This window comes from Neobacillus sp. NPDC093127, assembly GCF_044754175.1.
Lineage (GTDB): Bacteria > Bacillota > Bacilli > Bacillales > Cytobacillaceae > Neobacillus.
The window spans coordinates 154437-166230 of record NZ_JBIVOP010000008.1 but is presented as its reverse complement, the minus strand read 5'-3'; the positions used below and the strand labels follow the sequence as shown (position 1 = coordinate 166230).

The following is an 11794-nucleotide window of genomic DNA, read 5'->3' as shown; positions in this document are numbered from 1 at the left end:
CAATTACACTTCGATTGGGAAAGGGGTACGATTAGTGGACAAGCCTAAAAAAGGCCATACAATTAAAATCAAATTGAATGTTGAAGACAAAATAATTCAGGAAGAACCGCAAAAGAGTGAGCCGGAAGTCAGCCGTGAACCATTTACTAAAGTAATAAAAATAAATCCAGAGCGACTGGAAACGGATGGATTTTTGGAGACAGCGGCTGCCCAGGAACCTGTCGATGAAAGCTTTGACTGGATCATTCCAGAATCCTCGGAAAATGATATTGAAGAATTTAACGTTTCCAGCCCTAAAAAGACGAAAAAAAGCGGGTCGAAAAAACTGACATCCTTTTCATCAAATTTTAAAAAGAAGGATCGTCAGCCAGTTGGGTCGATTTTGATTCCGGCAATATTTGCTATCCTCATTGGACTTACGATTGGTGGTATTATGCTGAAGCTGTTTATAATGGATCCGAGTGAAAAGGCAGCGACTGAACCGAAGACCGTTGAAGCAAACGGGATTGACAACAAAGCAGCGGCTAGTAAGACAACCTCATTGACCATCAATCAATTAACCACTTTTGTCATCCAAGGGGGTTACTATACTTCAAAAGATGGTGCCAAGGAAGTTTCTAATGGACTGGTTTCAAAAGGGATTCCCTCACAGGTAATTGAAATAAGTGGGAAGCATTATATCTTTCTTGGTGTCGCAGATTCGATTGAAGCAGCCAAAACACTGGCTGGCCAAAATAAAGAAAATGGTGTCGAGGGGGCATTTGCCAAGCCGTTATTATTAGAGGAAAAGAAATTTTCAGATATCACGCAAAAGGAAAAGAGTTTTCTCGAAGCGGTACCTGGCATCTATCAGACGCTATCCGCCGCTGCAGCAAACGCTCTTGTCAGCAAGGAAATCGCTGAAGAATCCAGCAAAGCACTTGCACCCATTGAGGAGCAATTGAAGGATAGCACGATTAAAAACAAAAAGGTTAAGACGCTTCAGGCAGAATTATCAAATGCGGATGCGAAGCTAAAGGCGTTCGAAAAATCTAAAGATATCAAAAGCCTAACAGAAGCCCAGCAGCACTTATTAAACTTCCTGTCCTTCTACTTTTCAGTGTAAACGACATAACTCGATATTTTCTGGGAAATAAGGCCTGCCCGAAATCAAGGCAGGCTTTTTATGCGGGTATTAAAAGATAGTTACCGCATAAATTTACAAATTTCATCAAACTTTAATCATATAAAAATTGTTTGATTCTACAATTTCTGATACGATTAACTTGTATCTCCCAAATGATAACGATAAAGGTAAGGTGATTGAATGCAGAACCTCATTTTAGCCTCTTCATCTCCACGGCGCAAAGAACTTCTAGAAAATCTCCACTTAACATTCGCGATGAATAGCAGTGAAGTTGATGAAAGTTTTGATCCCGCTCTCTCCCCCGAGGAAGTAGTGATGGAGTTAGCCAATCGGAAAGCACAGGCGGTTTTTAAAGACAACAGGAATGCCTTTGTGATTGGTTCAGACACGATTGTCGTTGCGAATAACCAAATCTTAGGAAAGCCAAGCGATGAGGCCGAAGCCATTAGGATGTTAACAACTCTTTCAGGATGTCAGCACGAGGTGTTCACAGGTGTTTCAATTGTGTCTCCAACTAGTTCGACGAAATTCTACGAAAAAACTGAAGTTTGGTTTTGGGAGTTGACGGACGAAGAGATACGCGCATATGTGAAAAGCGGCGAACCGTTTGATAAAGCTGGTGCATATGGGATTCAACAGCTTGGAAGTATGCTTGTCAAAAAAATAAATGGAGACTATTTTGCGGTTGTCGGTCTTCCTGTTTCAAGGACCATTAGGGAATTAAGACAGGCGGGTTACCAGTTGCCGTATTAACAATTTTTTCAAAGTTCATTAACTCCCAGCTAATAAGGGAGGAAAAAGAGTGTCCACAAATACATTAATGATCCGTGATTTCCCTCAAGACGAAAGGCCTAGAGAACGATTTATCCAGAATGGTCCGCAAAGCTTATCGAATCATGAACTGGTTGCCATCCTGCTGCGAACAGGAACAAAAGACGAATCGGTCCTGCAATTATCGAATCGTCTGCTGACCCATTTTGAAGGGTTAAGGCTGTTAAAGGCGGCTACGTTGGAAGAAATGACTGAAATTAAAGGAATTGGTTCGGCTAAGGCGATTCAAATTCTTGCTGCTGTCGAAATTGGCCGCAGAATTTCTAATCTTTCCTATAATGACCGCTATGTTATCCGCTCTCCTGAAGACGGAGCGAAGTATCTCATGAACGATATGCGTTTTTTATCGCAGGAGCATTTTGTCTGCCTCTATTTAAACACGAAGAACCAGGTCATTCATAAACAAACGGTTTTTATTGGAAGCCTGAACGCCTCGATTGTCCATCCAAGGGAGGTATTCCGCGAAGCATTAAAACGCTCAGCGGCCTCGGTTATCGCGGTGCATAATCATCCAAGCGGCGACCCTGCACCAAGCAGGGAAGATATTGAGGTTACCAAACGCCTGGTTGAATGCGGGAAAATAATTGGCATCGATCTTCTCGACCATCTGATTATCGGCGATAATAAGTTTGTCAGCTTGAAGGAAAAAGGGTATTTATGACACTATGTTTTTATTTGACGTTTCTATATAATATTAGTTATGATTTTTTAGGATTGTTTTTGAAATAGTTATATAAATAATAGGAAAACAGACATGATATAATAGGTAAATTACCTGACTAATGGAGTTTTTGCATTTCGTATCAGAAAGAAAGGGAGATACAACACTATGTTTGGAATTAGATCTAGAGATCTTGGGATTGACTTGGGGACTGCAAATACCCTCGTTTATGTAAAAGGAAAAGGCATTGTTTTACGAGAGCCATCGGTTGTAGCGATGCAGACTGATACAAAGAGTATTGTCGCTGTTGGGAACGATGCAAAAAATATGATTGGACGGACCCCGGGAAATGTCGTCGCCATGCGGCCAATGAAGGATGGCGTCATTGCTGACTTTGAGACGACGGCTTCGATGATGAAGCACCATATCCGCCAAGCTCAACGAAGTAATAACCCATTCTCTGGAAAGCCATATGTCATGGTTTGTGTGCCATCAGGGATAACGGCGGTAGAGGAACGAGCTGTAATTGATGCAACAAGGCAAGCGGGGGCGAAGGATGCCTATACGATTGAAGAGCCATTTGCAGCAGCTATCGGCGCCAACCTGCCAGTCTGGGAGCCAACCGGCAGTATGGTCGTTGATGTTGGCGGTGGAACAACGGAAGTGGCGATTATTTCCTTAGGGGGAATTGTAACAAGCCAGTCTATTCGTGTGGCCGGCGATGAGATGGATGATTCTATCATGTCATATATTCGTAAAAATTATAATTTGATGATTGGTGAGCGGACGGCAGAAACAATTAAAGTCGAAGTTGGGTCTGCCGGTACACCTGATGGTATCGAAAATATGGAAATTCGCGGCCGTGATTTATTAACAGGTCTGCCAAAAACGATTGAAATAACGGCAAAAGAGATTGCGGCAGCCTTAAATGACACCGTCTATGCGATTGTTGAAGCCGTTAAGAATACCTTGGAAAAAACACCGCCGGAACTTGCCGCCGATATTATGGACCGTGGTATTGTGTTAACAGGCGGAGGTGCGTTACTGCGCAATTTGGACAAGGTGATAAGCGAAGAAACAAGAATGCCAGTACTAATTGCCGAAAACCCGCTTGATTGCGTAGCAATCGGAACAGGCAAGGCACTCGACCATATCCATTTATTTAAAAACAAAGCGAAGGACTCGCGGTAAGAAGAAAAAAACATTAACCAAATCAAACTTATCAATTAAAAAATTGGTGTGTTAAAGAACAATGTTGATTGGAGTGGAAGGCGCGAGACTCCTGCGGGAGCAGCGGGACAGGTGAGACCCCGCAGGCGCTTTAGCGCCGAGGAGGCTCACCGCCCGCCCCGCGAACCGCTCGCGCCTGGAACGGAAATCAACATTCACTTTTAACACTGCCCTAAAAAATAGAGGTGTATAATCATGCCACAGTTCTTTTTGAATAAACGTCTGATTATTTTGCTTGTCAGCATTATTGTTCTCGTGGCATTGATTGGGTTTTCTTTAAGGGAGAGAAGTAAACTATCCTGGCCGGAGCAATTTGTTAAAGATACGACCGGCTGGGTTCAATCCCTGGTTTCAAAGCCTACTAACTATATTGCAGGCTTTTTTGAAAATCTCCAGGACTTACAAAATACATATAATGAGAATAAAGAATTAAAATCGCGGCTTGACAATCTTGTCAGCCTTGAATCACAGGTTCAAGCGCTGAAAAAAGACAATGAAGAATTGCGTGCGGTTCTCGATGAAGAAAAGACCCTGAGAGATTTCGAACCACTGCCAGCTACCGTAATTGGCAGGAATCCTGATCGTTGGCATGAAATGATTATTATCGACAAAGGCAGTTTAAACGGACTAAAGAAAAATATGGCGGTTGTGACAGCAAACGGCCTAATTGGAAAAGTAAAAAGTGTGAATAAATTCAGCTCAACCGTGCAGCTTCTGAGCGCAACCGATCCGAAGAATCGGATTTCTGCCATTGTCCAGGGCAAAACCAAAGTGTATGGTCTTGTTGAGGGCTATGATAAAGAGAAAAAATTACTAATGGTCAAAGCAATTCCCGCAGGTGCGGAAATTGAAAAGGGACAAACGGTGATAACGTCAGGATTAGGCGGTATCTTTCCTGAAGGGCTGCTAGTAGGAAAAGTGGTCGAGGTTAAACCGGATCAATATGGATTGAATCTGACAGCACTTGTGAAACCCGGGGCAGATTTTTATGATATTAAAAATGTAATGGTCACGAAAAAAATCATGCGAGAAGCGGATGTAACAGATTTAACCGATGGGAAGGAGGAGGGATCGTGAAAAAGTTCCTTCTTCCTCTTTTGTTTCTATTCTTGTTTTTATTAGAAAGTCTTTTTGTGCAATATTTACCCGAAGATGTTTTTGGTCACAATCCAATCTTGGTGCCGCACTTTCTATTTGTTGCGATTCTCTTTCTTACGATTTTTGTTGACAAGAAGCAGGGAATTATTTATGCGGCCATTTTTGGATTATTATTTGACATTGTTTATGTCGAAATTATTGGCATTTACCTATTTGTTTATCCATTTATTTCCTATATTATTTCGAAAATCATGCAAATCTTGCAGACAAATATGATCATTGCCTTTCTCTCTACCCTTTTTGGCATTGCCTTATTAGAGGTGGGTGTTTATGAAATGAATCATTTAATACATGTTACAAACGTTGATTTCATGAGCTTTATTAATTTGCGGTTATACCCAACCCTGATCTTAAATGCAGCCTTTATCATCATTGCCGGTTACCCATTAAAAAGGCTATTTGAAAAACATGCCGAGGCACTAAGAGTAGAGTGAGATTTTTTAAAAAAAAGAGGAGAATGGACGCATCGTGTCGAATTTTAAAAAAAGAATAGTCTGTACTTCCGATTTGGAGGGGAGCATGAGGACTTGCAATTTCTGATGGAATTGCTTGTTTTGAACTTGCTTGCTTAATTATGAGGTGAATTTTCTCCATGAAAAAACGGCAAAATGTTACAATAAAAGGAACGAAGGAAGGTCTTGTCCTTCATCTTGATGATAGCTGTTCTTATGAGGAACTAAAAAGGGAATTGGATCAAAAGCTTTCAGCCAACTTAAAGACGCAGGATGAGCGCCATATCATCTCTGTTAAAGTGGAAATCGGCAATCGCTATTTACCCGCGAATTTGCAGGAAGAGCTAAAAAGCTTAATTCGACAAAAGAAAAATTTAGTTGTTGATGAAATCATCTCGAATGTCATCACAAAGGAAGAAGCGAAGGCATTAAGGGCTGATACGGAAGTTATCACGGTTTCGAGAATCGTTCGTTCGGGCCAGGTGCTTGAAGTTCCGGGTGATATCCTGTTAATAGGCGATGTCAATCCGGGTGGAACAGTGATTGCCGGTGGAAACATCTTTATAATGGGCGTGTTAAAGGGAATGGCCCATGCCGGCTGCTTTGGGAATGAGCAGGCTGTAATTGCTGCTTCTAGTATGAAACCGTCCCAGCTGCGGATTAGTGATTACCTAAATAGAGAGCCAGAATCCGTTCAAACCAATGAAAAACAAGAAATGGAATGTGCTTACATAGATGAGAATCGTCAAATCGTCATTGATAGATTGCAAGTTTTAATTCGATTAAGGCCTAATTTGACAAGATTAGAAGGGGGACAATAAGGTGGGAGAAGCAATCGTAATTACATCTGGGAAGGGCGGCGTTGGGAAAACCACAACTTCCGCTAATATTGGTACATCGCTGGCCCTTCAAGGGAAAAAAGTCTGTTTAGTCGATACAGACATCGGCCTTCGAAACTTAGATGTTGTAATGGGACTCGAAAATAGAATTATTTATGATCTTGTTGACGTAATTGAAAAAAGATGCAAAATCCATCAAGCCTTGGTTAAGGACAAACGTTTTGATGGTTTATTATACTTACTGCCAGCCGCACAAACCGTTGATAAATCAGCTGTAAAGCCGGAGCAAATGAAGGAATTAATCACGGAATTGAAACAAGACTATGATTATATCATTATTGATTGCCCCGCTGGTATCGAGCAAGGATTTCAGAACGCGGTGGCCGGCGCAGACCGGGCGATTGTCGTGACAACGCCGGAGGTTTCTGCCGTTCGTGATGCAGATCGAATCATTGGCCTGCTTGAAAAGCAAAGGAATATGGAAGCCCCTAAATTGGTGGTCAACCGGATTCGCAATCATATGATGAAAAGCGGCGACATGCTTGAAATTGATGAAATAACCCAGCATTTATCAATTGAACTGGTGGGCATTGTCGCTGATGATGAAGAGGTTATTAAAGCCTCCAACCACGGCGAACCGATTGCCTTAAATCCAAACAGTAAAGCATCAATTGCATATCGTAATATTGCCCGAAGGATTCTCGGTGAATCCATCCCCCTTCAACCGCTAGAAGACACAAACAAGAACGTCTTTGCTAAAATAAAAAAGTTTTTTGGTGTTCGTTAATAGATTAGCCTGCCCACTGATTCGTGGACAGGCTGTTTTTATTTTAAAGGCATACTCTTTGAAACCCCTTCATAAACTTGTACAAAAAGTGGGAAAAGGGTTGATGGTGATGGCTCGGTCTACACCGGAGGAAATACGGCGACGAATCGCAAAGCGGAAAAAAGAGCAGGGTCCTGCAGCAAAAACACCAGAACGGCAGATTGCTTGGCCTGGTGATGATGAAAAATACGGCTATAATTATATTGCTCCTTCCGGAAAGTCAGGGGGAGATGATGGACATCCATTATTTAAAAAAGAGATTTTCTTTTTCAAAATATTGGCTTCGATTCTGTTGTTTTTAATGGTGGCTCTATTGTTTCGGAATTATTCTGCGACCTTGAAACCGGCAAGGGATTTCATCACAAGCACAATGAACAAGGATTTTAAGTTTACTGTCGTTACAGAATGGTACGAAGGCAAGTTCGGCAAACCATTGGCTTTACTTCCTTTTTCGGAAGATGATAAAACGGGAAAAAAAGCGACAGCGGAAACACCGAATTTTTCCGTTCCGGCAATGGGGAAAATCCTCGAAAATTTTGAGAAAAACGGTCAAGGCATCATGATCGAGACAAGTAAAGGGGCTGCGGTCCAGGCGATTAATGGCGGAAATGTCAGCTTTGCCGGGGTTAAGGAGGGCTTGGGGAAAACCGTCATCGTTCAGCATTCCGATTCAACGGAAACTTGGTACGGAAATTTGGATGAAATAAAAGTAAAATTATGGGAATACATCGAAAAAAGAACAGTAGTCGGCACGGTTTCCGCTTCTACAGGTGATGATAAGACGAAAGGCAAGTATTATTTTGCGATTAAAAAAGACGATGATTTCATCGATCCGATTCAGGTGATTCGCTTTGAATAGAGCTATCCAATTACTAAGACTGATTTCTATTCATCCTTTGCTGTGGATCATCATGGCACTGTCGATTGCGACCGCACATTTTCTTGAGGTATGTTTATTACTTGGCATTATTTTTATTCATGAAATGGGGCATGCTGCTGCGGCTTCATTTTTTTCATGGAGAATCAAAAAAATTACCCTTCTGCCATTTGGCGGCGTTGCTGAAATGGATGAGCACGGTAATCGACCCTTAAAGGAGGAAACGATTGTCGTTATTGCCGGGCCGCTCCAGCATCTGTGGATGGTGGCATTAGCATACGGCTTATTTTCCTTTCACTTGATCCCGGAAGATTTATTTCGATTATTTATAAGCTATAACGTGATGATTTTCGTATTTAATCTTTTTCCAGTGTGGCCGCTTGATGGCGGGAAACTGGTTTTCTTACTGCTCTCATTAAAAAATTCCTTTCCGAATGCACATCGGCTGACACTGATTATTTCGTTTTTTAGCCTGCTTCTTTTTTCACTGATTATTTTACTTTCCGCACCAACTCATATAAATGTCTGGGTCGTGATTGCCTTCTTGTATTTCTCGCTTTACAAAGAATGGAAGCAGCGCCGCTTTATATTTATGAGGTTTTTATTGGAGCGCTATTATGGGAAGAAGTCAAGCCTGCGTGCGCTGAAACCAATTCAGGCTGATGAACAGGATTTGCTCATCCACGTTTTGGAAAAATTCCAGCGCGGCTGCAAACATCCAATTATTGTCGAAGCTGGCGGCAGGGAAAAAGGGCAATTAGATGAAAACGAACTCCTGCACGCCTACTTCACTGAAAAGCGCTTAACCGATAAAATCAGCGACCTTCTTTTTTTATACTAAACTGATATAGCGTTTCACACCACCAATAACTATGGTAAATTATTCAGAGAAACATCCCTGCCAATAAAGGCGGTGTGAGCAGAGCTATACTTTACTCAATTCGAAGTGATAAACGAAAAAATTCCACTAAATTTAAAGATACTGATTCGTTTATGCGGAGCTCCGCCCCTTTTCCATAAAAAAGAGTATAATGAAAAGAAAAAAGTGAGGAAGTTTGGTTTGGAAACATTAATCATCAATTACATGGCACGCGAGAAGCGGTTTGCCTATCTCAGAAACAAGCTTGTTGAACAGATCATTTTTGACCGGCCAGACCATCGCTCGCTGGTCGGTAATATTTATTATGGCACGGTGACAAAGGTGTTACCGGGGATGAATGCAGTGTTCATCGATATTGGCGAGGAGAAAAATGCCTATTTGCATCGTGACAGCCTGCCGTCATACGTGCTAGCCCAAGATAAACAAAAGAATGTTACTTCCTACGTGCATCAAGGAGAAAAAATGCTCGTTCAAGTGGACAAGGATGCAACCGGTACAAAGGGACCGAAAGTAACAGGTATTATTGAAATCCAGGGAAACCATCTTATTTACATGCCTAAAGGACGTTATGTAGCCGTTTCGAAGAAAATCGCCGATGAATCTGAGCAAAAAGGACTCCGCCGCCTTGGCAGCCGTCTTAAAACAGAAGAAGAGGGCATCATTTTTCGGACATCAAGCATTTCTAGTACGGAAGAAGAAATCCAAGAGGAGCTGCAAACATTAAGGCAAGAATGCAAGGAACTCTTGCGGAAAATCCCCAAAAAGCCGGGATTAATTTTTCAAAAAGATACCTTTATAGAGATGATTTTGAACCAGACAATGAAAATGAAGTCTGGCGAAATTATCGTTGATGACCTAGCGTTAAAAAAAATCCTCGAGCAGGCCAACTCCAAGGTGAAACACAGCTACTACAATGGAAAAGAGAATATTTTTTCCGCAAACAATGTCGAGCATGAAATTGATAAAGCCCTAAAGAAGATTGTCTGGCTCAATCACGGTGCCTATCTTATTTTTGATGAAACGGAAGCTCTTACGATAGTCGATGTCAATACGGGTAAATTTTCTGGAAAAGCCGATTATCAGGATACGGTCCTGAAAACCAATCGGCTCGCTGCTCAAGAAATCATCAGGCAGCTCCGCCTCCGCGATATCGGCGGGATCATCCTGATTGATTTTATTGACATGAAACGAGAGCAGGACAAGCAGGCGATTCTCGACACCGTCGAAACGGAATTATCCAAGGATGAGAAAAGAACAAAAATCATCGGCTTTACACCATTGGGAATCCTGCAACTAACACGGAAAAGGACAAAGGTCGCACTGTCAGAGGCGCTTCAAGTGAAATGTCCTGTCTGTGAGGGCACAGGCCGCATTCTAAGTACCGAAACGATTGCATTCCGGCTTGAGCGCGAGCTGTTAGAGCACCGCCATGGTGAATTTGAAGCCATATTAATAGAAACAACAAAAGAGGTTAAAGAGGCGCTGCTAGGCCCGAATGAAGCCCATAAAGAAGTGTTAACAGGTATGCTGAATGTAAAACTTTATTTTTCCATCCAAGCAGCAGAAAAACCATATTATGTCCTGAAACAATTTGGCGAGGAACGTGATATCTCCCTAAAGGCTATTGACACTCTTCCTTGAACTATGTTAGTATTCTAATGTTATGTTTGTAGCGCACCCGTGCTACAACCGCACAGAACAGGTAGTAAGCTTTTGCGAGTCTTCGCAAGACGCCTGGGGATGGCGAGTCTGAGTTTATAAGGAGGTGCAGTTCATGTACGCAATTATCGAAACTGGCGGTAAACAACTTAAAGTCGAAGAAGGCCAAGCTATCTACATTGAGAAATTAGATGGTGAAGCTGGTGAAACAGTTACTTTTGACAAGGTTCTTTTCGTTGGCGGTGAAACTGTAAAAGTTGGAAGCCCTGTTGTTGCAGGCGCTACCGTTACAGCTAAAGTTGAAAAACAAGGCCGTGCGAAGAAAATCGTTGTTTTCAAGTACAAAGCGAAGAAAAACAACCGTAAGAAGCAAGGTCATCGTCAACCTTACACAAAAGTAGTCATCGAAAAAATCAACGCGTAAGGTGTTGGAGTATAGATGATTGGAATTATGATTACCCGTACTGAGTCCGGAATAATTCAATCCTTTGAAATAAGCGGTCATGCGTTGTTCGCAGACCGGGGGAAAGATATCGTTTGTGCAGGCGTATCTGCCGTCTCCGTTGGTGCCATCAACGCAGTGCACGAACTAACTGGTATCACACCCGACCTTGAACATCGGGCAGATGGATTCCTCCGCTGCGTCGTTCCGGAAGATCTTCCGGAAGACACTAACGAGAAAATCCAGCTTATCCTTGAAGCAATGGCTGTCTCATTACGATCGATTGAAGAACAATACGGTAAGCACATACAAATAACCTTCAAAAAGCAGGAGGTGGAATAAATGTTATTAAAATTAGATCTTCAGTTGTTTGCATCTAAAAAGGGAGTAGGTTCTACAAAGAACGGACGTGACTCTATCGCTAAGCGCCTTGGTGCGAAGCGTGCAGATGGTCAATTCGTAACTGGTGGTTCAATCCTTTACCGTCAACGCGGTACAAAGATTTACCCAGGTGAAAACGTAGGCCGCGGCGGAGATGACACACTATTTGCGAAAATCGACGGCGTTGTGAAATTCGAGCGTTTAGGTCGTGACCGTAAACAAGTGAGCGTTTATCCAGTAGCTCAAGAAGCTTAAGAACTGCATCGGAAACTCTAACCTGATTGGTTAGAGTTTTCTTTTTGCTAGCGAATATTACCTTCCATTCAATTCTTCAGGGGAACTACTTCGTTATAGCTTCTTTTTAACCTCTAAAACACATCATTTGGATAAAAATGCTTACTCATGATTGTTTTTTTGATATACTAACAGCAT

Annotated in this window: 14 protein-coding genes and 1 other annotated feature; all 14 genes read left to right on the top strand. The window is 42.1% G+C overall.

The features are described 5' to 3' along the window. The first annotated feature begins 34 nt into the window (after positions 1 to 34). The 14 genes from ACIQCO_RS13400 (at position 35) to rpmA (ending at position 11617) form a co-directional block, all read left to right on the top strand. Positions 35 to 1105, top strand: coding sequence for a hypothetical protein (locus tag ACIQCO_RS13400; RefSeq protein ID WP_400429194.1), 1071 nt, complete (start codon positions 35 to 37; stop codon positions 1103 to 1105). Between the two features lie 201 nt (positions 1106 to 1306). After that, positions 1307 to 1879 (top strand): Maf family protein, encoded by a 573-nt coding sequence (locus ACIQCO_RS13395; protein ID WP_400429192.1) that lies wholly within the window; start codon positions 1307 to 1309, stop codon positions 1877 to 1879. Positions 1880 to 1928: 49 nt separating this feature from the next. Then, complete coding sequence (radC, locus tag ACIQCO_RS13390; RefSeq protein ID WP_400429190.1) at positions 1929 to 2618, top strand: RadC family protein; 690 nt, start codon at positions 1929 to 1931, stop codon at positions 2616 to 2618. A gap of 168 nt (positions 2619 to 2786) precedes the next feature. Continuing rightward, on the top strand, positions 2787 to 3809 hold the full coding sequence (locus ACIQCO_RS13385; RefSeq protein ID WP_400429188.1) for a rod shape-determining protein: 1023 nt from the start codon (positions 2787 to 2789) through the stop codon (positions 3807 to 3809). A 234-nt stretch (positions 3810 to 4043) separates the two neighbouring features. Next, a complete protein-coding gene (gene mreC / locus ACIQCO_RS13380) occupies positions 4044 to 4925 on the top strand; it encodes a rod shape-determining protein MreC (protein WP_400429187.1) in 882 nt (293 codons plus the stop codon). Continuing rightward, entirely contained in the window at positions 4922 to 5440 is a 519-nt protein-coding gene (mreD, locus tag ACIQCO_RS13375) for a rod shape-determining protein MreD (protein ID WP_400429186.1), read from the top strand. The genes mreC and mreD overlap by 4 nt, the downstream gene beginning before the upstream one ends. 158 nt (positions 5441 to 5598) lie before the next feature. Then, complete coding sequence (gene minC, locus ACIQCO_RS13370) at positions 5599 to 6279, top strand: septum site-determining protein MinC (protein ID WP_400429184.1); 681 nt, start codon at positions 5599 to 5601, stop codon at positions 6277 to 6279. 1 nt (position 6280) lies between these two features. Continuing rightward, positions 6281 to 7084, top strand: a complete 804-nt coding sequence (gene minD, locus ACIQCO_RS13365; protein ID WP_066090486.1) for a septum site-determining protein MinD — start codon at positions 6281 to 6283, stop codon at positions 7082 to 7084. A 109-nt stretch (positions 7085 to 7193) separates the two neighbouring features. Beyond that, positions 7194 to 7982 carry a peptidoglycan DD-metalloendopeptidase family protein gene (locus ACIQCO_RS13360; protein WP_400429182.1) on the top strand — a complete coding sequence of 263 codons (789 nt, stop codon included), beginning with the start codon at positions 7194 to 7196 and terminating at the stop codon, positions 7980 to 7982. Next, positions 7975 to 8841 (top strand): M50 family metallopeptidase, encoded by an 867-nt coding sequence (locus ACIQCO_RS13355; protein WP_400429180.1) that lies wholly within the window; start codon positions 7975 to 7977, stop codon positions 8839 to 8841. The genes ACIQCO_RS13360 and ACIQCO_RS13355 overlap by 8 nt, the downstream gene beginning before the upstream one ends. 243 nt (positions 8842 to 9084) lie before the next feature. Further along, the gene (locus ACIQCO_RS13350) at positions 9085 to 10521 is read left to right on the top strand and encodes an Rne/Rng family ribonuclease (protein ID WP_400429178.1); all 1437 of its coding nucleotides are present in this window, start codon (positions 9085 to 9087) and stop codon (positions 10519 to 10521) included. A 36-nt stretch (positions 10522 to 10557) separates the two neighbouring features. Next, positions 10558 to 10641: a sequence feature (ribosomal protein L21 leader region), on the top strand. Between the two features lie 13 nt (positions 10642 to 10654). After that, positions 10655 to 10963 carry a 50S ribosomal protein L21 gene (gene rplU / locus ACIQCO_RS13345; protein ID WP_024027457.1) on the top strand — a complete coding sequence of 103 codons (309 nt, stop codon included), beginning with the start codon at positions 10655 to 10657 and terminating at the stop codon, positions 10961 to 10963. A gap of 15 nt (positions 10964 to 10978) precedes the next feature. Then, positions 10979 to 11323 carry a ribosomal-processing cysteine protease Prp gene (locus tag ACIQCO_RS13340; protein ID WP_400429176.1) on the top strand — a complete coding sequence of 115 codons (345 nt, stop codon included), beginning with the start codon at positions 10979 to 10981 and terminating at the stop codon, positions 11321 to 11323. After that, positions 11324 to 11617 carry a 50S ribosomal protein L27 gene (gene rpmA / locus ACIQCO_RS13335; RefSeq protein WP_101652028.1) on the top strand — a complete coding sequence of 98 codons (294 nt, stop codon included), beginning with the start codon at positions 11324 to 11326 and terminating at the stop codon, positions 11615 to 11617. The last annotated feature ends 177 nt before the right edge of the window (positions 11618 to 11794 follow it).

What these genes read in the sequence shown, in the direction of transcription:
- ACIQCO_RS13360 (WP_400429182.1), top strand. Translation starts at nt 7,194, where the DNA reads ATGGCTCGGTCTACACCGGAGGAAATACGGCGACGAATCGCAAAGCGG.
- minC (WP_400429184.1), top strand. Translation starts at nt 5,599, where the DNA reads ATGAAAAAACGGCAAAATGTTACAATAAAAGGAACGAAGGAAGGTCTT.
- ACIQCO_RS13385 (WP_400429188.1), top strand. Translation starts at nt 2,787, where the DNA reads ATGTTTGGAATTAGATCTAGAGATCTTGGGATTGACTTGGGGACTGCA.
- rplU (WP_024027457.1), top strand. Translation starts at nt 10,655, where the DNA reads ATGTACGCAATTATCGAAACTGGCGGTAAACAACTTAAAGTCGAAGAA.
- ACIQCO_RS13350 (WP_400429178.1), top strand. Translation starts at nt 9,085, where the DNA reads ATGGCACGCGAGAAGCGGTTTGCCTATCTCAGAAACAAGCTTGTTGAA.
- mreC (WP_400429187.1), top strand. Translation starts at nt 4,044, where the DNA reads ATGCCACAGTTCTTTTTGAATAAACGTCTGATTATTTTGCTTGTCAGC.
- ACIQCO_RS13395 (WP_400429192.1), top strand. Translation starts at nt 1,307, where the DNA reads ATGCAGAACCTCATTTTAGCCTCTTCATCTCCACGGCGCAAAGAACTT.
- rpmA (WP_101652028.1), top strand. Translation starts at nt 11,324, where the DNA reads ATGTTATTAAAATTAGATCTTCAGTTGTTTGCATCTAAAAAGGGAGTA.
- ACIQCO_RS13340 (WP_400429176.1), top strand. Translation starts at nt 10,979, where the DNA reads ATGATTGGAATTATGATTACCCGTACTGAGTCCGGAATAATTCAATCC.